Genomic DNA, 23,028 nt, shown 5'->3' on the forward strand with positions numbered 1-23,028 from the left:
GAAGGGCCTCGCGCCGGCTAGCCCAGGTCGGGGAAGAAGAGCCCGATCTCGCGCGCGGCGGACTCGTCGGAGTCCGAGCCGTGCACGATGTTGGACTGCACCTCGAGGGCGAAGTCGCCGCGGATGGTGCCGGGGGCTGCCTTCACCGGGTCGGTGGCGCCGGCCAGGGCGCGGAAGGCCTCGACGGCGCGCGGCCCCTCGACGACGAGGGCCAGCAGCGGGCCGCCGGTGATGAACTCGACCAGCGAGCCGAAGAACGGCTTCTCGCGGTGCTCGGCGTAGTGCTGCTCGGCGACCTCGCGGGGCAGCGTGCGCAGCTCGGCGGCGACCAGGCGCAGGCCCTTGGCCTCCAGCCGCGAGACGACCTCGCCGACCAGGCCGCGGGCGACGCCGTCGGGCTTGACGAGGACCAGGGTGCGATCAGTCACGGGGCGGCAGCCTACGGGACGCCGGTCAGGCCCCCCGCGACTCGGCGACACGCCGCATCCAGTAGCGGAACCAGTCGGAGCCGTAGGGCACGTAGACGCGCGTCGGGATCCCGCGGCGGGCCAGGTCGTCGAGGACGTCGGGCCGCACGCCCAGCAGCTGCTCCACGGTCACCGGCCGCCCCGCCAGCAGGAGCAGCGCCTCGCGCAGCCGCCCGTCGTGGGTGGCCATCGACCAGTCCGCCCCGCGCTCGGCGAGGCGGGCGCCCAGCCGGAGGTAGGCGACGTCGGTGGGCTCCCCGTAGCGGTGGACCCCCGCCCGCTCGACGTAGGCCCCCTTGACCAGGCGGACGTGGACGCCGGCGGCGACGAGGGCGTCGACGTCCTCGGGTGAGCGCCGCAGGTTGGCCTGGACGGTGGCGCCGAGCCGGTCGGCCAGGCCACGGCCGGCGACGGCGAGCACGCAGGACAGCACCGCGTCGGTGCGGGCGGCCTCCTCCGCGCCCACCTGGATCCGCCGCCCCGGCGGCAGGGCGCCCGCGACGGTGGCGAGACGGTCGGCGGTGCCGGCCGGGTCCGTGTCGAGCGCGAGGTGGCTCAGGTCGACCGCGAGCCACGCGTCGGCCGGCGGGCCGGGCAGGGCCGCGGCCAGGGACCGGTACTCCTCGACGACCCGCTCGGCGACCGCGACGTCGGCGACGTGCTCACCGAAGAGGTCGACGCTCACCCCCCGGCCGTCGGCGAGCAGCCGCCCGGTGACCGCCAGCGCCTCCTCGCGGGTGCGGCCGGCCACGTAGCGGGACGCCGCCCGCCAGCCGAGCCGCTCGCCGGCCGGCAGCGCGCGGACGGCGCTCTCGAAGCGCGCGCTGGTCGCCAGCCGGAACAGCACCGCGCGGTCGAGGCCCACCCGGTCACCCTGCCAGAGCGGGGGCGGCTCAGACCGGCGGCGGGGCGTCCTGGTCGGGCGGCGCGGCCGGCTCGCGGAACGGCGAGCCGAGCAGCTCCTTGCGGATCTGCAGCAGGTAGAGCCAGATGAGCACGAAGACGCCGCCGACGAACCACATGGCGGCGTCGACGAGGCCGGTGAGCAGCAGCGGGACCTGCAGCGCGGTGCCGATCTCCAGCCCGCGCGGCCGCCGCTGGATCCCGCTGGCCAGCACCAGGAGCACGGCGAGCACCAGCAGGACCGTCAGCCGCGCCCCGCCGAGGCCGGCCTCGGTCTGGGCGATCGCGCGGGGCACGAACAGCACCGCGATGCCCTCGAGGAGCAGCACGGCCGCGGCGGCGCCGCGCAGCGCCCGCCCCGCCCGGACCGGGTCGGGCGCGGTCACGGCTTCCCGCCCAGCACGGTGCGGGCCTCGCCGGCGGTGACCACGCTGCCGGTGACCAGCACGCCCGAGCCGCCGAGCGCGTCGTCGGGCCCGGCCTCGGCGAGCTCGACCGCCTCGGTGATCGCCTCGGGCAGCCGCGGGGAGACGCTGACCCGGTCGGCGCCGAAGGCGTCGACGGCCAGCGCGCCCAGCTCGTCGGCCGGCATCGCCCGGGGCGACCCGTTCTGGGTGACCACCAGCTCGGCGCAGACGGTCTCCAGCTCGCGCAGCATCCCCTCGACGTCCTTGCCGCGCACGCAGCCGACGACGCCGACCAGCCGGGTGAAGTCGAAGGACTCCCGGATCGCCTCCACGGTGGCGGCCATGCCGGCGGGGTTGTGCGCGGCGTCGACCAGCACGGTGGGGCTGGTGCGCACCCGCTCGAGCCGGCCCGGGGAGCGCACGGCGGCGAGCGCGGCGCGCACGGTGTCGACGTCGATCGGGCCGGTGGTCGCCCCCGCGCCGAGGAACGCCTCGACGGCGGCCAGCGCGGTGACGGCGTTCTGCGCCTGGTGCGCGCCGAACAGCGGCAGGAAGAGCTCGTCGTACTCGCCGCCGAGGCCCTGCAGCCGCAGCTGCTGCCCGCCGACGGCGACCTTGCGCTCCAGCACCCCGAACTCGGCGCCCTCGCGGGCGACGACGGCCTCCACCTCGACGGCGCGGCGCACCAGGGCGTCGAGGGCGGCCGGCTGCTGGTGCGCGAGGACGGCGATCGCGTCGGCCTTGACGATCCCGGCCTTCTCCCCGGCGATCGTGCCGACGTCGGGGCCGAGGTACTCCGCGTGGTCGAGCGCGACCGGGGTGACGACGGCGACCCGTGCGTCGACGACGTTGGTGGCGTCCCAGGTACCGCCCATGCCGACCTCGATCACGGCGACGTCGACCGGGGCCTCGGCGAAGGTCGCGTAGGCCATGCCCACCATGACCTCGAAGAAGCTCATCGGGTGCTCGCCGGCGGCGTCGACCATCTGCACGTAGGGCGCGATGTCGGCGTACGTCTCGACGAACCGCTCGGCGCCCACCGGCTCGCCGTCGAGGACGATCCGTTCGCGCACCGACTGCAGGTGCGGGCTGGTGAAGCGGCCCACGCGCAGGCCGAAGCCGCGCAGCAGCTCGTCGACGATCCGCGCCGTCGTCGTCTTGCCGTTGGTGCCGGCCACCTGGACCACCGGATAGGCCCGGTGCGGGTTGCCCAGCAGGTCGACCAGGGCGGCGATCCGGGTGAGCGAGGGCTCCAGCCGGGTCTCCGGCCAGCGGGCCAGCAGCTCCTCCTCGACGCGGGTCAGGTCGCTGCTCATCCTCCCCAGGATGCCAGCCGGGCGGTTCCTAGGATGGAGCCCATGGTCGCCGACACCCGCACCCCGGTCAGCACCGCTCCGGGAGCCGGCGCGGGCGTACCCGACAAGCCGAGCCTCGACGGTCTCGAGGAGAAGTGGGCCGCCCGCTGGGCGGAGGCCGACACCTACGCCTTCGACCGCGCGGCGGCCCTGTCGGCACCCCGGGAGCAGACGTACTCCATCGACACCCCGCCGCCGACCGCGAGCGGGTCGCTGCACGTCGGGCACGTGTTCAGCTACACCCACACCGACGTCGTCGCCCGCTACCAGCGGATGCGCGGCCGGCACGTCTACTACCCGATGGGCTGGGACGACAACGGGCTGCCCACCGAGCGCCGGGTGCAGAACTTCTACGGGGTCCGCTGCGACCCCTCGCTCCCCTACGACCCGTCGTTCGAGCCCCCCGCGAAGCCGGGCAGGGACCAGCAGCCGGTCTCGCGGCGCAACTTCGTCGAGCTGTGCATGCGGCTCACCGAGGAGGACGAGGCCGCCTACGAGCAGCTGTGGCGCCGCGTCGGGCTGTCGGTGGACTGGACCAACGTCTACCGGACGATCTCCGAGGCCTCCCGCGCCACCGCGCAGCGCGCCTTCCTGCACAACCTCGCCCGCGGCGAGGCCTACGCGCAGGAGGCGCCGACCCTCTGGGACGTCACCTTCCGCACCGCGGTGGCGCAGGCCGAGCTGGAGGACCGGGAACGCCCCGGCGCCTACCACCGGATCTCGTTCCACTCGTCGGACGGGCCGGTGTTCATCGAGACCACCCGGCCCGAGCTGCTGCCGGCCTGCGTGGCGCTGGTGGCCCACCCCGACGACGAGCGCTACCAGGGGCTGTTCGGGTCGACCGTGCGGACGCCGCTGTTCGGCGTCGAGGTGCCGGTGGTCGCCCACCGCCTGGCCGAGCCGGACAAGGGCTCGGGCATCGCGATGATCTGCACCTTCGGCGACCTCAACGACGTCACCTGGTGGCGGGAGCTGCAGCTGCCCACCCGCGCGGTGGTCGGCTGGGACGGTCGGCTGGTGCCCGACGCGCCGGCCGACGTGCCCGCCGACGTCTACGCCGAGCTGGCCGGGAAGACGGCGTACAGCGCGCAGCAGCGGATCGTGGAGATGCTGCGCGAGTCCGGCGACCTGCACGGCGGGCCGACCGCGATCACCCACCCGGTGAAGTTCTACGAGAAGGGCGAGCGCCCGCTCGAGATCGTCACCACGCGGCAGTGGTACATCCGCAACGGCGGCCGCGACGCCGAGCTGCGCGACGCCCTCATCGCCCGCGGGCGGGAGATCCAGTGGGTGCCCGAGCACATGCGGTACCGCTACGAGAACTGGGTCGAGGGCCTCAACGGCGACTGGTTGATCAGCCGGCAGCGGTTCTTCGGCGTCCCGTTCCCGGTCTGGTACCGGCTCGACTCCGCCGGCGACCCCGTGTACGACGACCCGATCCTCGCCCCCGAGGAGTCGCTGCCGGTCGACCCGTCGTCCGACGTGCCGCCCGGGTTCGACGAGTCGCAGCGCGGCGTCCCCGGCGGGTTCGTCGCCGACCCCGACGTCATGGACACCTGGGCGACGTCGTCGCTGTCGCCGCAGGTGGCCTCGGGCTGGGACACCGACCCGGAGCTGTTCGCGCACGTCTTCCCGATGGACCAGCGGCCCCAGGCGCACGACATCATCCGCACCTGGCTGTTCTCCACCGTCGTCCGCTCGCACTTCGAGCACGGCACGGTGCCGTGGACGCACGCCACGATCTCCGGGTTCGTCGTCGACCCCGACCGCAAGAAGATGTCGAAGTCGAAGGGCAACGTCGTCACCCCGATCGACGTGCTCGAGCGCTACGGCACCGACGCCGTCCGCTGGCGGGCCGCCGGCGCCCGGCCGGGGGCGGACTCGCCGTTCGACGAGGCGCAGATGAAGGTCGGCCGGCGGCTGGCCATGAAGATCCTCAACGTCGGCAAGTTCGTGCTGGGGCTCGGGGTCACCGCCGACCTCTCCGCCGAGCAGGTCACCGAGCCGATCGACCTGGGGCTGCTGCGCCGGCTGGCCGACGTCGTCGACGAGGCCACCGCGGCGATGGAGTCCTACAACTACACCCGCGCGCTCGAGGTGACCGAGACGTTCTTCTGGTCGTTCTGCGACGACTACGTCGAGCTGGTGAAGTCCCGCGCCTACGGCAGCGGGGCGGCGGCGGAGTCGGCGCAGGCCGCGCTGGCGCTGGCGCTGTCGGTCCAGCTGCGGCTGTTCGCGCCGGTGCTGCCGTTCGTCACCGAGGAGGTCTGGTCCTGGTGGCAGAGCGGCTCGGTGCACCGCGCGCCGTGGCCGGCCGCCGCCGAGCTGCCCGCCGGGGGCGACCCGGAGGTGCTGCCCGCGGTGGCCGCCGCGCTGGCCGGGGTCCGCAAGGCCAAGTCCGACGCCAAGGTGTCGATGCGGGCCGACGTCGAGTCCGCGACCGTGACCACGCCGGACGTCGCGCTGGTGGAGGCCGGCCGCGGTGACCTGACCGACGCCGGGCGGATCGCGTCGCTGACCGTCGTCGCCGGCGAGGGCCCGCTGTCGGTCGACGTCGTCCTGGCGCCACCCGCGGAGGGCTGAGCCCGGCTCCCTGGCTAGGCGGCGTCCTCGACCGCCCAGTCCGGTGCCGGGCCCAGGCCCAGCCGCCAGCGGGCGGCCTCCTCCGAGGGGCTGCGGTCCCCGAGCGCGAGCCGCAGGGCGATCAGCTGGGTCCGGGCGACGGCGACCTGCGCGGCCCCGCCGCGGCCGCGGCCCGGGACACCGGCGCACCCGGCCAGCGCGGGCGAGACCAGCTGCGCGGCGGCGCCGGACAGGCCGCGGTAGAAGACCCGCTCGGGCGGGCTGAGCCCGGGCGGGGCGGCGAGGAAGGCGCGCAGCGAGTCGGGCACGGGCGCGAGCTGCGGGCGGTACGCGGCGAGGGCATCGGCGAGCTCGGCGGCGCTGTGCGGGAGGTCGGTGGCGCCGAGCTCCTCGGCGCTGCGCGCCCAGTCGGCGACGTAGACGTCGGGCCAGCGGGGGCCGAAGCGGGCGGTGAGGTCGCGGCCGACCGCCTGCTGCGCGGCGAGGAACGCGTCGGTGAAGGCCAGGTGCACCCAGCGCAGCAGCTGCGGGTCCGACGCCGAGTAGGCCCGCCCGCGCACCCGGCCGCGGACGCTCTCGTGCATGCCGCGCACCCGGGCGGCCTCGCGCTCGGCGAGCTCGGCGGAGCCGAAGGTGCTCACCACGAGCCAGCGGGCGGTGCCGGCCAGGCGCTGCCACGGGTCCTCGCGGTAGGCCGAGTGCTGCTGCACGCCCGCGAGCGCCAGCGGGTGCGCCGCCTGGCCCAGCAGCGCGGCCACGCCGCCGACGAGTGTCGAGAGGTCGCCGTGCACCCGCCAGACGACGCCGTCGGGCTCGAACCAGCCCGGCCCCGTGCCGACCCGGGCGATGTCGCGCACCCAGTCCGGCGCGCCGGCGGGGTCCCCGGAGACCCGGGAGCGGAACGCTGCGCGCGCCGCATCGGGGAGGGCGGTGAGAACGCGCACGTCGTCGAGGGTGCCAGCCCGGCGCGCCCCCCGCCGCCCGGGCCGGAGGGTGTGCGCTCGCGCCGGGTTCCGGGCCCGCGAGTGCGGCGTCAGCGCCCACGCTCCGGGCTCAGCAGGCGGCGGCGAGCGGCGTGGACGGCGCGGATCTCCGTCCGGCACGCGTCCGGCTCGCCGGTCAGCCGGCGGTAGCCGAACCGCAGCGTCTGCCAGCCCGCCGTCGCCACCCGCGCATCGCACCGGATGTCCCGCTCGCGCTGTGCCCGCGAGCCGTGCCAGGCGGCGCCGTCCATCTCGACGGCGAGCAGCGCGTCCTCGTACGCGGCGTCGAGGACGTACACGTCGCCCGCGACCACCAGTCGGCGTTGCAGGGTGAACGCCGGCATGCCGGGGCCGCGGAGCACGGTCAGGCAGCCCCAGCCCTCCAGCTCGCTGCGACAGCCCTCGGCCAGCAACCGGACCAGCTCGACCAGGGACGCCCGTCCGGGCAGGCACGGTCGGCGCCTGACCTCCCAGGCCAGGTCGTCGGGTCGGCACAGCCGGCGCCGGACGGCGTCGATCGCGGCGGCGCGGACCTCCGCCCGGGTCAACCCGCCGGGTCTCCCCCACGTGTCCACCACCGCCCGCGCCGCGCAGCTCACCGGCAGTCCCTCGACCCGGCGGACGCTGTCGTCGAGCTCCCGGGTGCGGTGCAGGACGACGCCCGGGGCCCCTCGTCCGCTGCGCGTGTGCCGCACCGTCAGGTGGACCGGTCCACCGGACGGCGCGAGCTCCCACAGCGCCAGCGCGGACCGGTGGCTGACCACGCCACCGAAGGACCGCGCCGCCGCCTCGACGCGCGCCCGCCAGTCGCCGACGGCGCGCGGCAGCGCGTAGACGCCGGGCTGGACCCGTCGCAGTCGGCCCGAGGCCACCCAGCGGGTGAGCGTGCTGCGGTCCACGCGGGCCGTGAGCGACTCCCACGTCGTCCACCCGTCCGGGCCGACGACGGCGTCGAGGTCGTGTGCCATGCCGCGAGGCTCGCCGGGACACGGGGTCCGCCGGCCGGGTCGGGACGGACTGTGGAGAGCCGGCCCCCGGTGTACGGCCCGGCGTGTGCGCCGGCGCCGCGTTCCAGGCCGCCGGACCCGGCGTCGGCGCACACGCTCGGGCAGGTCCCATCAACGCGAGCGAGCCCGCCCCCGCAGGTCGGGGACGGGCTCGTCGGGTGGAGCGGGAGGACCTACGCGCTCTTCTCGCGGCGCTCGCGGGCGGGCTTGCGCGGCACGATGGTCGGGTTGACGTGCTCCAGCACGACCTCCTTGGAGATCACCACGGAGGCGACGTCGTCGCGGCTGGGCACCTCGTACATCACCGACTGCAGCACCTCCTCCATGATCGCCCGGAGCCCACGGGCGCCGGTGCCGCGGAGGATGGCCTGGTCGGCGATCGCCTCGAGCGCGTCGTCGGTGAAGTCGAGCTCCACGCCGTCGAGCTCGAACAGCCGCCGGTACTGGCGCACCAGCGCGTTCTTCGGCTCGGTGAGGATCTGGATCAGCGCGTCCCGGTCGAGGGCCTGCACGCTGGTGATCACCGGCAGCCGGCCGATGAACTCGGGGATCATCCCGAACTTCAGCAGGTCCTCGGGCATGACCTCGGCGAACGCGCTCGAGGCCTCGATCTCCTTCTTGCCGCGGATCTCCGCGCCGAAGCCGATGCCCTGCTTGCCGACCCGCTGCTCGATGACCTTCTCCAGGCCGGCGAAGGCACCACCCACGATGAACAGCACGTTCGTCGTGTCGATCTGGATGAACTCCTGGTGCGGGTGCTTGCGCCCACCCTGCGGCGGCACGGACGCCGTCGTCCCCTCGAGGATCTTCAGCAGCGCCTGCTGCACGCCCTCGCCGGAGACGTCGCGGGTGATCGACGGGTTCTCGCTCTTGCGGGCGATCTTGTCGACCTCGTCGATGTAGATGATCCCGGTCTCGGCGCGCTTGACGTCGTAGTCGGCGGCCTGGATCAGCTTGAGCAGGATGTTCTCGACGTCCTCGCCGACGTACCCGGCCTCGGTGAGCGCGGTGGCGTCGGCGATCGCGAACGGCACGTTGAGCATCCGCGCCAGCGTCTGGGCCAGGTGCGTCTTGCCGCAGCCGGTGGGGCCCATCAGCAGGATGTTGGACTTGGCCAGCTCGACGGAGTCGTCGCGGCTGGAGCGCTCACCGCCGGCCTGCACCCGCTTGTAGTGGTTGTAGACCGCGACGGCGAGCGTGCGCTTGGCCTTCTCCTGGCCGATGACGTACTGCTCGAGGAAGTCGTGGATCTCCCGGGGCTTGGGCAGCTCGTCGAACTTCAGGTCCGACGACTCCGAGAGCTCCTCCTCGATGATCTCGTTGCAGAGGTCGATGCACTCGTCGCAGATGTAGACGCCGGGGCCCGCGATGAGCTTCTTGACCTGCTTCTGGCTCTTCCCGCAGAACGAGCACTTGAGCAGGTCACCGCTCTCACCGATTCGTGCCACCTGCTGACCTCCACCTCGGGGGGATGCAGGCCCTGGGGAAGCGGACCTGCCGATTGTGTGTCACTTCTGTGCCCGTGCTCGGTCCCGCTGGTGACGGGTGCCGTGAGGACGGTCCTCCCGGCTCTGCTGGCCGGGGATCGGGCGCTCGCCGACCGTACCTGTCGCCGCCGACGCCGCGGGGCTCCGACGCCCCGGTGCGCCGGGGGCGCTCGGCTCGCTCGTCACTCCCGGCACTGCCCCCCGAACGGTACGGGGTACGACCGCGACACGCGCGGGTTTCTCCCCGTCCCGTTCGGGGGACGACGGCGGTCATGCCGGGAGCGCGTTGAGCTTCCGGCTCTGGATGACCTGGTCGACGATGCCGTACTCCTTGGCCTCCTCGGCCGTGAGGATCTTGTCGCGGTCGATGTCGGAACGGACCTGCTCGGCGGTCCGGCCGGTGTGCCGCGCGAGGATCTGCTCCATCTGCGTGCGCACCCGCTCGATCTCCGCGGCGTGGATCTCCAGGTCCGACACCTGGCCGCCGGCCTCACCGGAGGGCTGGTGGATCAGCACCCGGGAGTACGGGAGCGCCAGCCGCTTGCCCGGGGTCCCGGCCGCCAGCAGCACGGCGGCGGCCGACGCGGCCTGGCCCATGCAGACGGTCTGGATGTCGGGCCGGACGAACATCATCGTGTCGTAGATGGCCATCAGCGAGGTGAAGGAGCCACCGGGCGAGTTGATGTAGATCGTGATGTCGCGGTCCGGGTCGGCGGACTCGAGCGTGATGAGCTGCGCCATCACGTCGTTGGCCGACGCGTCGTCGATCTGCACCCCGAGGAAGATGATGCGCTCCTCGAAGAGCTTGTTGTACGGGTTGGACTCCTTCATGCCGTAGCTGGTCCGCTCCACGAAGGAGGGCAGCACGTAACGGCTGGAGGGCATCTCGAAGCTCATGGCAGTTCTCCTCTCAACCGTCAGTTGTCGGTGACCGGGTTGGACTGGTCGGTCATGGCCGCGCGGGTCACGACGTGGTCGACGAACCCGTACTCCAGGGCCTCCTGGGCGGTGAACCAGCGGTCGCGGTCGGAGTCCTTCTCGATCTGCTCGATGCTCTGACCGGTGTGGAAGGACTGCAGCTCGTTGAGCTCGCGCTTCGTCCGGCGGAACAGGTCGGCCTGGATGGCGATGTCGGCCGCGGTGCCGCCGACGCCGGCCGAGGGCTGGTGCATCATGATCCGCGCGTGCGGCAGGGCGTAGCGCTTGCCCTTGGTGCCGGCGGTCAGCAGGAACTGGCCCATCGAGGCGGCCAGGCCCATCCCGTAGGTGGCCACGTCGCAGTCGATGAACTGCATCGTGTCGTAGATGGCCATGCCGGCGCTGACCGAGCCGCCGGGCGAGTTGATGTACAGGTGGATGTCGCGCTTGGGGTCCTCGGCCGACAGCAGCAGCATCTGGGCGGCCAGCTGGTTGGCGATGACGTCGTCGACCTGGGTGCCCAGGAAGATGATGCGCTCGCGCAGCAGGCGCTCGTAGACCGAGTCGTTGAGGTTCATCCCACCGGCGCCACCCCGCAGGAGCGGGGAGTACGCCGGGTTCGGGTCGGTGCTCACGGGTGTGGTGACCTCCGTTGGCGTGGTCGAGTCGGTCTCTCGGTGGGCGGGGATCGGGGCCGGCGGCCCGAGCGGGCCGTACCCCCGGCGTCCGCCCCGAGTCACGTCGACCCTAACGCGCACCCCCCGGCGGGCAGTCCCGGCGCGGGGCGCTGTTCGCCGTGGGCGCAGCGCCGGAGGCGGAGACGACGGACGCCGCCCTCCCCCGCGCATTCGGGGCAGGACGGCGTCCGTCGAGGAGGGGTGGCGGCGTCAGCCCTTGGCGACGTCCTCGCTGTCCTCGGTGGCGCCCTCGGCGGCCTCGACGGCCACCGCGGTGGCGACCTCGGCGTCGGGGGCCTCGTCCTCGGTGGCGTTCTCGGTCGCGGCGGCGTCCTCGGCGGTCGCGGCGGCGTCCTCGGCGGTCGCGGCCTCGGCGTCAGGGGCGGCGGCCTGGCCGGCCCGGACGGTCTGCGGACGGAGCGCGTCGAGGTCGACGACGTTGCCCGACGCGTCGGTGATCGTCGTCTGCTCGAGCAGCTGGGCCAGCGTCTTGGTGCGGCGGACGTCGGCGACGAACTCGGCGATGTTGCCGCTCTGCTGCAGCTGCTGGGCGTACTGCTCGGGGCTCACCCGGTTGCGCGATGCCTGGGCCATGATCTGCGCCGACAGGTCGTCGTTGTCGACGGTGACCTCCCGGGCGTCGGCGATCGCGTCGAGGACGAACTGGGTGCGGACCGCCTCCTCGATGCTCGTGCGCATCTCGGCGTCGTAGGCCTCGCGGCCGCCCTCGGTACCCGACATCGACAGGAAGGCGTCCCAGTCCATGCCGGCCTGCTGCAGCTCGCGCTCCAGGGCGTTGTTGCGGAACTCGAGCTCCCGCTCGACGAGGCCCTCGGGGATCGGGACCTCGGTGACCTCGAGCAGGTGCTCGACCAGCTTGTCGCGGGCCTGGGCGCCCTGCTGCATCGTCTTGGCGCGGCCCAGCCGGGTGCGGACGTCGTCGCGCAGCTCGGCGAGGGTGTCGAACTCGCTGGCGGTGGAGGCGAACTCGTCGTCGAGCTCGGGCAGGTCCTTGGCCTTGACCGAGCGGACGGTGACGGTGACCTGGGCCTGGCGGCCGGCGTGCGGGCCCTGGTGCAGGTCGGTCTCGAAGGTCGCCGACTCGTCGGCCGACAGCCCGCGGACGGCGTCGTCGAGGCCGGCCATGAGGGAGCCGGAGCCGACCTCGTAGGACATGCCGCTGGTCGCGCCGTCCTCGAGCACCTCGTCGTCGACGCGGGCCTCGAGGTCGAGGGAGACGTGGTCGCCGTCCTCGGCCGCGCGGTCGACGGCGGTGAGCATGGCGAAGCGCTCGCGCATGACCGAGACCTGCTGGTCGATCTCCTCGTCGGTGACCTCGACGTCGTCGACGGTGACCGACAGGTCCTCCAGCGGCGGGAGGTCGATCTTGGGGGCGACGTCGACCTCGGCGGTGAAGGCGAGGGTGTCGCGGTCGTCGAGGCGGGTGACCTCGATGTCGGGCTGGCCGATCACGCGGACCTGGTTCTCGCGGACGACCTCGGAGTAGACCTCGGGGATCGCGTGCTGGACGACCTGCTCGAGGACCACCGGGCGGCCGACGCGCTGGTCGAGGACGCGCTCGGGCACCTTGCCGGGCCGGAAGCCCGGCACGCGGACCTGCCGCTTGAGCTCCTTGTAGACCTCACCGAAGGCGTGGTCCAGGTCGCCCCACGGCACCTCGATCGCCATCCGGACCCGCGTGGGGCCCAGTTCCTCGATGGTGCTCTTCACAGCGGCAGTGCTCCTCGGTACGACGGAAGGGGGACGCCGGGACGGGCGCCGGGTCGACCCCCGAGTCTAGAGACGCCGGGGGCGGGGTCGGGGTGGCGGGATTCGAACCCACGGCCCCCCGCTCCCAAAGCGGGTGCGCTACCAAGCTGCGCCACACCCCGTGGCGGCTCCCGAGTCTAGGCGCGCCCCCCGGGACGGCTCAGGCGGCGACCGCCGGACGGCGGCCGGCCCAGGGCGCGGCCTGCTCCAGCGCCGCGGCCACGCGCACCAGCACGTCCTCCCGGCCGTAGGCGGCGACGAGCTGCACGCCCACCGGCAGGCCGTCGTCGGTCCAGTGCAGTGGCAGGCTGACCGCCGGCTGGCCGGTGACGTTGAACTGCGCGGTGTAGGGGATGTAGCTGTTGATCCGCCGGCCCTCCTGCTCGGGCCCCTCGGCGGTGAACCAGCCCAGCTCCGGCGGCGGCGCCCCGACCGTCGGCGTCACCAGCAGGTCCACTCCCCTGCCGCCCTGCTCCGGCGACGCCCAGAAGGCGGCCGTGCGCCGGACCCAGTGGCCCAGCCACGTCCGCGCGCCGAGGTAGTCGGTGGCCGGCATCTCCGCCCCGACCGCCCGGTAGACGGCGTTGCGCGGCTCGAGCTCGTCGTCGGCGACCCGGCGGCCGAGGACCCGCTCGAACGCGGCGATGGTCAGCGCGACGTCGGCGGCGATGGTCGCGGTGAAGAAGCGCGGGAAGCGCTCGTCGAACATGCCGGTGGGCGTGCCGGGCTCGACCACGCAGCCCAGCTCCTCCAGCAGCCGGCCGGCGTGCTCGACGGCGGCGCGGCAGTGCGGGGAGTCGAGGTAGGCCCCCGGGGGGTCGGTGTCGAGCAGCGCCACCCGCAGCCGGCCGACCGGCGCGCCGACCTCCTCGGCGAGCGGGTGCGGCAGCGGCGGGGCGGTGTAGGGATCGCCGGGCATGGGGCGGCCGATCCAGTCGAGGGCGGTGGCGGTGTCGCGCACCGAGCGGGTGACGACGCCGTCGATCGTGGCTCCGGCCCAGCCCTCGCCGACGTCGGGGCCCTGGCTGACCCGGGCGCGGGTGGGCTTGAGCCCGACCAGCCCGCACTCGCTGGCGGGGATGCGGATCGAGCCGCCGCCGTCGTTGGCGTGCGCGATGGGCACCAGCCCGGCGGCGACCGCGGCCGCCGAGCCGCCCGAGGAGCCGCCGGCGGAGTGCGCGGGGTCCCACGGGTTGCGCGCCGGCGGGTTGCAGGCCGGCTCGGTGGTGACCGTGGTGCCGAACTCCGGCACGTTGGTGCGGCCGACGGTGACCAGGCCCGCCTCGCGGAAGAGGCGGCCGAGGTGGCTGTCGTGCGGCCAGCGCACGCCGGCGAGGAACGACGTCCCGTACCGGGTCTCCTCGCCGGCGAGGTGGCAGCCGATGTCCTTGAGCAGCACGGGAACGCCGCGGAACGGGCCGTCGGGCAGCTCGCTGGCGGCTTCCGTCCGCGCGTCCTCGAAGCGGTCCCGGACGACCGCGTGCAGCTGCGGGTTCAGCTTCTCGATGCGGGCGATGGCCGCCTCGACCAGCTCGGCGGGGCTCGCCTCGCCCCGCCGCACCAGCTCCGCCTGCGCCGTCGCGTCGAGCCACGTGGTCTCGGTCACGGTCGGACGCTAGCGGCACGGGGCCTCGGCGGTCCCGAACGCCCGCTACGCTGGGCAGGCACCTCGCGGGTGTAGCTCAATGGCAGAGCCCCAGCCTTCCAAGCTGGCCATGCCGGTTCGATCCCGGTCACCCGCTCCACGTCCTAACCAGGGCGGTTGCCTGTTTGCGCACGTCAGCCGGGCAGCGCCGCTCCTTCCTTGCCTTAGGGGTGCTGCCCCCTGCTGACCGCTGACCACCAGGTTTGGCCGGTGCTTAAGGCACGGTTGAGGCACGACCCAGTCGACACAGCTGGACAGGCATCTCGTGGAGAGCCCACTTCCAGGCCGACTGTCAACGACACGATGACCCGCCATGACCTGCACAGGGACTACCCGGAGGACGACGCCAGCCACTTGAGCGCCGTCCAGCCCGTCTTGCTCGGCGGGGGTCCAGGTCACTGAACCGGGGCAGCCCCCTGCGCCGTTCCTAATCGCTCGGGGGTGCCAACTGCCGCCACAGGTAGGAGTGGGGGTCGGACCATTCTCTGCCGATGTCCGTGGGACAGCCCACAGAACTGTCCAGCACGCAACCCAAGTGCTTGCAGCTGGAGGCCGTGCAGTCCGCCAGCAGCTTCCCTTGCTCCGGCATGAGATGTGCGGCCGCCTCGTTGACCGGACGGGGGACGGCGCCGCCGGCGAGTCCGAACAGGGCGACACCGGCGTCGTCGGCCCAGCGGCGCGCCTGGCGGGTGAAGCCCGCTAGGGAGATCACCGCAGCGCGGCTGGCAGTCACACTTGCCTGTCCCTGCACACGCTGGACAACGGAGAGCCCCGCGCTGGAAGCAGCAGGGTGCAGATGGACCAGCAGGTGCTTGCCGCTGAGCTGAACGCCCCTGCCGGCCTTCTGCGGTTGCACGTCGGTGAAGCCGCACCAGTGGAACCAGCTCGATAGGGCCCAATGGTCGTCGAGGTCCCCGTCATAGAGGTCGGACCAGCGCGGCGTGGGTGCGAACCGCCACAGCCGTCCCCTCTTGTTGGAGGTCCCGCCGTCAGCGGCCCACCACTCTCGGAGCAGCCCGGCTAACTCGTCGACAGGCAGCTCGCCGAGGGGCATGTCGGGCCTGGGCTCCCGGACGCGGTAGACGGCGAACCGCACGTCCATCCGTCCTCGGGACCCCGGCTCGTCGTGGACCTCAAGGTCGGCTGTCCACCCGAGCCCGGGCCTCAAAGCGACCTCGACCTGTGCCGCTCTCGTCTCCTCCTGCAGCACCAGCCTCTCCGGGTGCCCACCGTCCCTGACCAGCTTGTTGTTCTCGATGTCAGGCGTGAGGGCCCGGGGCACGTGGATGTCCTCGGCCGGCACGCCGCGCGCGACGAGGGCGTCCGCGAGCCCGGTGATGACGGAGTGCTCGCCCCGGCCCCAGCAGTAGGGGCTGCGCAGCGGGCGCCGCTCGATGCTCGCCCGGGCCGCCTCCGCGGCGAAGTCGAGAAGCGTCGCCGGCGGAGTCTCCAACGGCCACGCGGTCAGTTCACGCGGCTTGTGAGGTCCGAGCGGACGCACGACGATCCAGGCGCCCTTGTTGTCAAAACACAGCATGACCTGGCCGCCTGCCAGCAACGGGATCGAGATGTACTGGAGCAGGGACTGAGGGTGGTGTGTCACCTCGGCCTTGAGCTTGAGTGGGTCCAGCCGCGCCTGGAGGTCCGAGGCCAGGGCCTGGAGCCGGTAGAACAGCATCTCCGAGGCGAGCACGTCTCCCGGCGGGAAGCTCACGAGTCCTCTGCCGATCCGCTCGGCGGTCGCCCGACCGGTCGAGTGCGCGTCACGCCAAGACTCTGACGAGCTCGCCGGCGTAGCCCAGGCGAGGGGGTCCGGTCACGGACGTACAACAGCCGCGAACCCCGGCCGCTGCGGCCCCGGGAGGTCATATCGGCTCCACGTATCGGCCGTGTCAAGGGAAACCAACGCACGCCGGCACGGGCTCCCGACGTGTCCACGAAGAGGGTCATCAGCGCTGTGCTACTCCTCTTCGGTGACGACTGTCGGCTCGGGCGCCGAAGACGCCGGCACAGGCGCCGGGGGCGGGGTCGGAAGACCGAGGCCAACGTCATCGAGAGCCATGTGCAGCGACTCCGCCAGCTGCCTGCGCGCGTCTGCCTGGCCCTGGTTGTAGGCCAGCTGGGCAGCTGCTCCGCCCGCTCCCCCTGCCGTCGCATAACCGCCCCACACGTAGTCCCAGACATAGGACCCTGAGGAGGGATCGATGAGGACGACCCAGTACGTTGCCCCGTACTTGCGCACCGTCCAGTACTTGCCGTCGGCCGTGTAGTCGCGATAGGCGCGTCGCTGTGTAGTCGTCACTGGAGCAAAGTAGGTGCCGGCAGCACATCGCCCCTGAAACGTCTGTGTTGCCTGGGCAAGGCGTGCACGAAGCGTCTGGTCGGACAGCTGGGGCACCACCGGTCGGCGGCCGCCGCTGCGGCGATCGCGGGCGGGTTCACGCGTCGCCGTCATCGCCGCTGGCCGAGTCAAGGGGCTCAGGCATGATCGTGAGCGGGACGTGGGGCCAGACCTGACGGCGCCGTTCGCCCAGCGGAGGGAGTACGCCCGGTGGAGTTCCGGAAGGTCAAGGTCGTCAGCCTCAAGGCGCATCCCACGCTGAACGAGAAATGGCTCCAGGCGATCCTGGCCGACGATCCGAGCCTGCTCGGCCTCGGTGACAGCCTCGTCCTCAAGGACGCCGAGCGGCGCCAGCCCCGCGCCGGGCGACTCGACCTGCTCTTCAGCGACCCCGAAGCGAATACGCGCTACGAGGTTGAGGTTCAGTTGGGCGCGACCGACGAAGCTCACATCATTCGGACCATCGAATACTGGGATCTGGAGCGCACTCGGTTCCCGCAATACGAGCACGTCGCCGTTCTGGTCGCCGAGGACGTGACCAGTCGCTTCCTCAATGTCATCGCGCTGTTCAACAAGGCGATCCCCATCGTCGCCGTCCAGGTGCGCGCGTTGGAGGTCGCCGACGGCGTGGTCACGATCAACGCTACGACGGTGCTGGACATCGTCCGACTCGGCACCGAGGAGGAGGACGAACCCGGCCAAGCCACCGACCGGAGCTACTGGACCGACAAGGGATCCCCAACGATGGTCGCGCTCGCCGACGAGATCCTCGGCATGGTCAACGAGATCACCGGCGCAGAGTTGGCCCTGAAATACAACAAATTCTACGTCGGGCTCGCCCGCGACGGTCTTGCGGACAACTTCGTGCAGTTCCGACCTCGAAAGAAGCACCTGATCGTCGAGTTCCGCATACCACAGAGCGACGAGGTGACCGCCCTGATCGAACAGTCCGGAATCGAGGAACTGTCATACGACACCCGATGGCGCCGGTACCGGATCCAGTTGGACGGTAAGCCAGATCTGAACAAGCACCGGGCTCTGGTGGCGGACCTGATCCGCCGGGCCAGCGGGACCTCCGCTGCCACCGAGGACTAACGCCGCCCAGAGCGGGCAGTCGCCGGCAATCGGTTCCCTCTTCGCCGGTGCGGGTGTCCGGCGGCACGATGTCGGCCGAAAGCAGCGACTCGGGACCAGCTCCTGGTCCACCGGAAGCGGCTGGGGAAGACGACGTCGAAACCGACCAGGTGCCGGTCGCACACGTCGTTGACCTGGCCGCACAGCCGTTGGCCGCCGGGCAGCGTGTACGCGCGGGGCCCGCCGGACGGCTCGCCGGTGGCAGCGGCGGACTCGGCTAGGGAGCCGGCGGGCAGGGTGGCATCGAGGTCGTCCACCGGGCTCATCAGTCCGCGGGTGCCGTCGGCTGGCGGAGTCGCCGAACCCGGCCGCGGGCTGGCGGCGGTGGGCGCCGCTGCGGGCCGGACGGCCGGGCAGAACGTGGTGCTGAGGAAGTCCGCCGTCGTCTCGGCGTCGGGGCGGAGGCGCCATCGGCGACGTCCCGGGCGATGACCTCCTCCAGCGTGTGGAAGCCCGAGGTCAGTTCCCGGAGGGTCTCGAGCTGCATGAACGCGGACCGGGGCGCGTCCTCGCCGGTGAGGGGGACGCCGGGCCGCAGTCCGTAGCCGGTGGCGCCGGTGACCCGGCCGAGCCCGTCGCCCAGGGCGTCGCTGTTTGCTCAGCTCCGGCGCCCACGCCGTCCGCCGCAGTCCGGGCCGATCCGCCGCCGTTCGAGGCGCGTTGCTGTACCGGTTGCTGTACTTCTCTCCGCGCTTGGGCGTGTCGGTCGATGCCGGCTTCCTGGCCGGGGTTCCCGCGACGCCTTGATCTCCCTGGGCGCTGCGACCGTCAACGACGTCCACACCCACGAGCGGGACACCGCCGGTCACCGGCCCGATGTCCTGGAGGCTGAGACCGACGTCGGCAGGAGCCCGCGTGATGGGGCTCATCGGGCTTGCACACGGGTCGCCGCGAGTCCGCGCACGCCGCGGCGGCTGGTCCGCGCGCGGGGTCTCTGGGCGTGGGCCGGACCGGTTGGCTAGTGCGGTACGCCGATGATGACGGCGCTCACTCGCTTGTCCACCGGCTCGACGGCGGGTACGCGCTCCAGCGCACGTAGGACGTCGGCGATCTCCAGCGGCCGCGCCCGCAGCAGAGGATCGAGGTCGCGAAGACGCGAATAGCGGCGTCGCCGCCGCTGCTGCTGCTGGAGGTCGGCGAAGCGCGGCCGCACCAGGTCCCACCACATCTCCCCGACGAGGTATGGATCGAGGCGGACGTCATCGTCGGGACTCGGTCGAGCCGCGTTGTGCAGCCGTCTCCACTGCTCGGCGGTCGCCGGGCTTCCGCGGCGTGCCGCTTGCTCGGCCCATCCGTCGGTCAGCTGCGCCATCTGCTCGAGGGCGCGCTGCATGCGGCGCGGCAGCAGCAACGTCTCGCGCTGCGCCGCGACGGTCAGGAAATGGCCAAGCCAGCGCTCGCAGTTCTCGTCGAAGGGAACATCCGGCGGGTCCTCACGCAGTCGGGTGCGGAGCCGCTGGGCCACGGCTTCGACGCCCACCGAGGTTTCCGTGGGCTCTCCTTCCAACATCAGCCAGCGCGGCGGGCCGTGTCGCGTTCCGGCCAGCGCGAGGAACGCCCAGGGGGTGGCAGAGGCGACGGGCGCCACCCGCGCCAGCACGCGATGACGCGTGTGCCGGTGCTCGGCGTAGACGTCCGGCGGCACCAGCGCGTCGTGCCCGTGCACGAGCCGACGCACCGGGTCGAGGGCATCACGGAGACCGTCCCAGGCCACATGGGGCCGGTCGAACTCGCGGATCTGCTCCTCCACCGAGACGACGGCATCCTCGTCGTGTCCGGCGAAGGCCGGCACGGGCAGGTTCGAACCCAGGAGCGATTCGCTCGCGTGACGACGCGTGAGCAGCAGCTCGACCTCGCGGGTGGCGAACGCCTTGCCGTCCTCGGGCCACCAGACGGTGATCTCCTCGTGTGGGCTGTCCATCCGGTCGACCCGGCCGACCCGCTGCTCGGCGACCCGCAGGGTGGTCGGCAGGTCCAGGTGCACCAGCGCCGCTGCCCCCTGCAGGTTCAGGCCCTCGTTGAGCGCGTCCGAGCACAAGGCAATGGCACTCGCCGGCGAGTCAGGGGCGAACAGTGTTTCGACCCGCCTCCTCGTGCCGTGCGTTCCGCCGGTGGCGACCAGTACCTCGGTGTCGCGCAGACGAAGCTCCTCCCGCACCGCAGCAAGCGTGATGGGGTGTCGATCGAAGGCCAGCACGAGCCGGTGCCGGCCGGCCAGCCGGGCGAGCAGGGCGGCCTTGGTCTGCTCGCGCGCGGGGCCGATGCTCGCCGAGTGCGTGCGGATGGCCCGGTAGAGGTCGGCCTCGTGACGGCAGGCGGCGCGCCACGCCTGCGGGTCGCTCAGCCAGTCCGGCAGCGCACAGCCGAGCTCGACCTGGGGCGGCCCCTCGCCGACCAGCGCCGTCACCTTGGCGATCACGTCCCCGCTGGCCTGGAGCTTGGCCGTGTCCGGCAGCCCGTAGGCGCGCAGGGCCTGCGCGGTGCCGGCGACGTGCTCGACCAGCGCCGCCCGAGATGACCGCATGGCGGCGAGCACCTGGTGGCGGGCCAGTCCTCGCGCAGCGGCGAGCCGACCGCCCAGCCACTGCTCGTCGCTGACCTCGCGCCGCAGCACCTCGGGGACCCGGATCCGCCGCCCCAGCTGCACCAGACCGCGCAGCTGGTCGGCCGCGGCCCGGATGGCGTCGGCGGCGGCCTCGTCGGCCGAGGTCTCCCCCGTGACGTACAGCTCCGGTCGATGCGTGGGGTAGCGGCACACCCGGCCGGTGTGGGGGTGCCGGTACGCGTCCTCGTGCTGGGCGACGAGCTCGTTGAGCATGGACTTGGTCCGCCGCACGGTGAAGCCCTGGATCTCCCGGCGCAGCTGGGCGCGCTGCTCGTCGGAGAGTGCCTCGTCCACGCCCGCCCCGCGGTCGAGCCGCTCGAGCACCTCCAGCGTGGCGTCGTCGAAGTTGTCGGCCCCGAGGAGGCCGACGAGCGACAGGAGGTCCTGCGCGCCGCGGCTGATGGGTGTCGCGGTGAACAGCAGCACGTGATCGGCGAGCGACTCGCGGACGTGCCGCGTGCGCTTGGAGCCGGGGGCCAAAAAGTTGTGGGCCTCGTCGATCGCGAGCACCTGCGCGCGGGCCACGGCGCTCTCCTCGACCCGGGGGCCGGCCGGGTCGGGCCGGCTCAGCAGGCCCTGCGACACGGGAAGGATGGTGATCCCGCTGGACAGCGCCTCGCGCTGCCAGGTCTCCCGCACCGCGGGAGGGCAGACCAGCGTCGTCAGGTCACGGTCGCGCCGCATGCGGCCGGAGTCCAGCAGTCGGCTGCGCACCGCGGCCACCAGATGGGCGCCCATGCGGGTCTTGCCCGAGCCCGTGGCGTCGGCCACGAGGACACTGCCGAGGTTCTCCACGACCCACAGTGCCTGCGCGATGCCGGCGTTCTGCGACGGCCACAGCCGACCGTGCTGGTCCTGCCGCTCCAGCAGCGGACCGGCCCAGTCGCCTTCCAGCAGTTCGGCGCAGGCGCGCGCGAGGGCCTCCCGCCACGTGACGAGGCGCAGCAGCTCGCCGAGCAGGCGCCGGAACTCGTCGTCCCACGCAGAGCCCTTCGCCCACAGGTTCTCGGCGATCTGAGCCAGTTCGCCGTACCGGGACGACTCGCCGTCCTTCTCGAAGCGGGCGTTCGCCTCGATCTGGCGCGCCATGCCGTAGTCGGTGAAGTTGCTCGATCCGACCGTGGCCGCGGTCCCGCCGAGATAGATCTTCGCGTGGAGACGGTGCGGCCCCGGCATGACACGCACCTGCAGTGAGCCGTTGTCGAGTTCCTCCAGGGCGCGGATGACCTTCGCGGACAACAGAACAGAGATGGACCGCTCGAGCCAGTAGCCGCGGACCTCCTCGGTGAAGGCCTCGTGCGCCGACCGGAAGTGGGTTCGCTGCGTGCGGAAGGGTTCGGACCCCAGGAGGAGCCGCACGGTGCCCGGTTCGTCGCCGCGGGCGTGCCGCCACGCGGACACCAGCTCGATGAGCGCGGCGATCGAGGAGTAGCCCACCACCAGCAGCGGCGACCCCGAGGCGATCAGGTCGTCGTCGACGACGTCGCGGACGTGGGCCCGGGCGTGGTTGACCGGAAACCGGCCCTGCACGGGCCAGGGGAGCCCGGCCAGCTCATGGGGGAGGTAGCTCGCCGGATCGACGGAGAACAGATCGTCTTGACCCCATGCAGAGGCAGACGGCCGCGGTCGGCGGGGCACAGTCAGCATCCATCCCGAACGACGCCGGCCATGCCCGCGACGGGGCTGTGCCGCACCTCAGCGGCTCCCGCTGCTGGGTGGCCGAGCCCCATGGACGCCCTCTCTTCTCGGCCGCCCGGGGGCGGTCGTGCAGGTCGCTACTGAAACAGCCGGCTCCGACATTCCTTCATTCCTTGCACCTCACCGCTCCTGGCGCCGACCGGTGGCCGCCGCACGGGCACTACGGGCGGGACGGCGGCGTGGACGGTGCGCGGCGTCGAGCGGGCTGAGACAGCGGCGAGTGCTGGTCTCGGCGAAGCCACCGGATAGACGCGGAGGGCCAACAACCTCCCCACCGAGAGTCGAATGCGCGGGTCCCGGGGAGGTCGGGCGGCATCGTCGGGGGCGGGGGCAGCCAGGCGTGTTGACCATCCCCAGATTCCGCGCACCACAGAGCGCACTGCCGCACCGGCGCGACCAGCGCGTGTCCGTGCGCACGCGCCACCTGTCCTCCAGATGCCCCGGGTCGGCCGTTCGGACACGTATCGGCCGATCCGGGCAGCACCGGTGCGGGCTTCCGTCTTGGTCTTCAGGTCGATGACGGATCTGCCGAAGGAGTTCCGGGTGGGGACACCCACCGTCGCATCCCGTCGTCCGAAGGAGCATGCATGGAGTGGCTCTGGGTCGCTGTCAGCGCCGTCGTGGTCGCGGTCCTCGCCCGCGAGTTCCACGGGCTGCGCGCAGCAGGCGTCGGTCGCGTGGTTCCCGGTCGGCACCGGAAGCTGGCCGCCGAGCTTCCGCGTCCCGATCGTGCGGTCGCGCAGGACCTGCTGAGGGTCGCCGCACCGGCGACTGTCGACTCGTCCGCCCGCGCCGCGACGGCGACGGCGACGGCGAGTGACCTGCAGCGGGGACCCGGCGACCGGGCCGGGGTGGTGGCTGGCACCTTGGCCGCTACCGCAGGCCTGGTCGACTGGTGGACGGTGGACCCGCAGCTGCTAGTGAAGTGACCCCCGTCAGGCGGACGCCTCGTTCTGTGTCGTGAGCATCTTCTCGAAGTCGGCCGGGCTGAGGTTGTCCAGCCGGCTGTGCCGGCGCCGTGGGTTGTAGAAGCCCTCGATGTAGCTGA

General features: G+C 72.8%; 17 protein-coding genes and 2 tRNA genes. 4 read left to right on the plus strand and 15 right to left on the minus strand.

What is annotated here, in order from left to right; translation table 11 throughout:
• Positions 1 to 17 precede the first annotated feature (17 nt).
• Genes ndk through ACI78U_RS12345 form a run of 4 tightly spaced genes read right to left on the minus strand, consistent with a single transcriptional unit; the run spans position 18 to position 3,093 of the window.
• Entirely contained in the window at positions 18 to 428 is a 411-nt protein-coding gene (ndk, locus tag ACI78U_RS12330) for a nucleoside-diphosphate kinase (RefSeq protein WP_456875608.1), read from the minus strand.
• A gap of 25 nt (positions 429 to 453) precedes the next feature.
• Positions 454 to 1,332, minus strand: a complete 879-nt coding sequence (locus ACI78U_RS12335; RefSeq protein ID WP_456875609.1) for a proline dehydrogenase family protein — start codon at positions 1,330 to 1,332, stop codon at positions 454 to 456.
• A gap of 28 nt (positions 1,333 to 1,360) precedes the next feature.
• Positions 1,361 to 1,756 carry a DUF4233 domain-containing protein gene (locus ACI78U_RS12340; RefSeq protein ID WP_456875610.1) on the minus strand — a complete coding sequence of 132 codons (396 nt, stop codon included), beginning with the start codon at positions 1,754 to 1,756 and terminating at the stop codon, positions 1,361 to 1,363.
• Positions 1,753 to 3,093 (minus strand): bifunctional folylpolyglutamate synthase/dihydrofolate synthase, encoded by a 1,341-nt coding sequence (locus ACI78U_RS12345; RefSeq protein ID WP_456875611.1) that lies wholly within the window; start codon positions 3,091 to 3,093, stop codon positions 1,753 to 1,755. The genes ACI78U_RS12340 and ACI78U_RS12345 overlap by 4 nt, the downstream gene beginning before the upstream one ends.
• A 42-nt stretch (positions 3,094 to 3,135) precedes the next feature.
• Here ACI78U_RS12345 and valS point away from each other — a divergent pair, with 42 nt between their 5' ends.
• Positions 3,136 to 5,715 carry a valine--tRNA ligase gene (gene valS / locus ACI78U_RS12350; protein ID WP_456875612.1) on the plus strand — a complete coding sequence of 860 codons (2,580 nt, stop codon included), beginning with the start codon at positions 3,136 to 3,138 and terminating at the stop codon, positions 5,713 to 5,715.
• Between the two features lie 14 nt (positions 5,716 to 5,729).
• Here valS and ACI78U_RS12355 read toward each other — a convergent pair whose 3' ends face one another.
• The 8 genes from ACI78U_RS12355 to ACI78U_RS12390 form a co-directional block, all read right to left on the minus strand.
• Positions 5,730 to 6,659, minus strand: a complete 930-nt coding sequence (locus tag ACI78U_RS12355; RefSeq protein WP_456875613.1) for an oxygenase MpaB family protein — start codon at positions 6,657 to 6,659, stop codon at positions 5,730 to 5,732.
• Positions 6,660 to 6,748: 89 nt separating this feature from the next.
• A complete protein-coding gene (locus ACI78U_RS12360; RefSeq protein WP_456875614.1) occupies positions 6,749 to 7,666 on the minus strand; it encodes a DUF559 domain-containing protein in 918 nt (305 codons plus the stop codon).
• A gap of 212 nt (positions 7,667 to 7,878) precedes the next feature.
• On the minus strand, positions 7,879 to 9,153 hold the full coding sequence (clpX, locus tag ACI78U_RS12365) for an ATP-dependent Clp protease ATP-binding subunit ClpX (protein ID WP_456875615.1): 1,275 nt from the start codon (positions 9,151 to 9,153) through the stop codon (positions 7,879 to 7,881).
• A gap of 309 nt (positions 9,154 to 9,462) precedes the next feature.
• Positions 9,463 to 10,089 carry an ATP-dependent Clp protease proteolytic subunit gene (locus ACI78U_RS12370; protein WP_456875616.1) on the minus strand — a complete coding sequence of 209 codons (627 nt, stop codon included), beginning with the start codon at positions 10,087 to 10,089 and terminating at the stop codon, positions 9,463 to 9,465.
• 20 nt (positions 10,090 to 10,109) lie between these two features.
• On the minus strand, positions 10,110 to 10,745 hold the full coding sequence (locus ACI78U_RS12375; RefSeq protein ID WP_456875617.1) for an ATP-dependent Clp protease proteolytic subunit: 636 nt from the start codon (positions 10,743 to 10,745) through the stop codon (positions 10,110 to 10,112).
• Between the two features lie 252 nt (positions 10,746 to 10,997).
• Positions 10,998 to 12,518, minus strand: a complete 1,521-nt coding sequence (gene tig / locus ACI78U_RS12380; RefSeq protein WP_456875618.1) for a trigger factor — start codon at positions 12,516 to 12,518, stop codon at positions 10,998 to 11,000.
• Between the two features lie 87 nt (positions 12,519 to 12,605).
• Positions 12,606 to 12,679: transfer RNA gene (locus tag ACI78U_RS12385), tRNA-Pro, on the minus strand.
• Positions 12,680 to 12,717: 38 nt separating this feature from the next.
• Positions 12,718 to 14,163, minus strand: coding sequence for an amidase (locus tag ACI78U_RS12390; RefSeq protein ID WP_456875619.1), 1,446 nt, complete (start codon positions 14,161 to 14,163; stop codon positions 12,718 to 12,720).
• A 65-nt stretch (positions 14,164 to 14,228) separates the two neighbouring features.
• Here ACI78U_RS12390 and ACI78U_RS12395 point away from each other — a divergent pair.
• Positions 14,229 to 14,302: transfer RNA gene (locus ACI78U_RS12395), tRNA-Gly, on the plus strand.
• A 327-nt stretch (positions 14,303 to 14,629) separates the two neighbouring features.
• Here the strand turns inward: ACI78U_RS12395 and ACI78U_RS12400 are convergent.
• Positions 14,630 to 15,916 carry a hypothetical protein gene (locus ACI78U_RS12400; protein WP_456875620.1) on the minus strand — a complete coding sequence of 429 codons (1,287 nt, stop codon included), beginning with the start codon at positions 15,914 to 15,916 and terminating at the stop codon, positions 14,630 to 14,632.
• 246 nt (positions 15,917 to 16,162) lie between these two features.
• The gene (locus ACI78U_RS12405) at positions 16,163 to 16,504 is read right to left on the minus strand and encodes a hypothetical protein (protein ID WP_456875621.1); all 342 of its coding nucleotides are present in this window, start codon (positions 16,502 to 16,504) and stop codon (positions 16,163 to 16,165) included.
• A 249-nt stretch (positions 16,505 to 16,753) separates the two neighbouring features.
• On the opposite strand from ACI78U_RS12405, the gene ACI78U_RS12410 reads away from it, so the two are divergent.
• Complete coding sequence (locus ACI78U_RS12410; RefSeq protein ID WP_456875622.1) at positions 16,754 to 17,638, plus strand: hypothetical protein; 885 nt, start codon at positions 16,754 to 16,756, stop codon at positions 17,636 to 17,638.
• Between the two features lie 997 nt (positions 17,639 to 18,635).
• On the opposite strand, the gene ACI78U_RS12415 is transcribed toward ACI78U_RS12410, so the two are convergent.
• Positions 18,636 to 21,929 (minus strand): SNF2-related protein, encoded by a 3,294-nt coding sequence (locus tag ACI78U_RS12415; protein WP_456875623.1) that lies wholly within the window; start codon positions 21,927 to 21,929, stop codon positions 18,636 to 18,638.
• Between the two features lie 638 nt (positions 21,930 to 22,567).
• Between ACI78U_RS12415 and ACI78U_RS12420 the strand changes: the two genes are divergently transcribed.
• Entirely contained in the window at positions 22,568 to 22,909 is a 342-nt protein-coding gene (locus ACI78U_RS12420) for a hypothetical protein (protein WP_456875624.1), read from the plus strand.
• Positions 22,910 to 23,028: the final 119 nt, after the last annotated feature.

The sequence above is a fragment of the Geodermatophilus sp. SYSU D00710 genome (genome assembly GCF_054050195.1).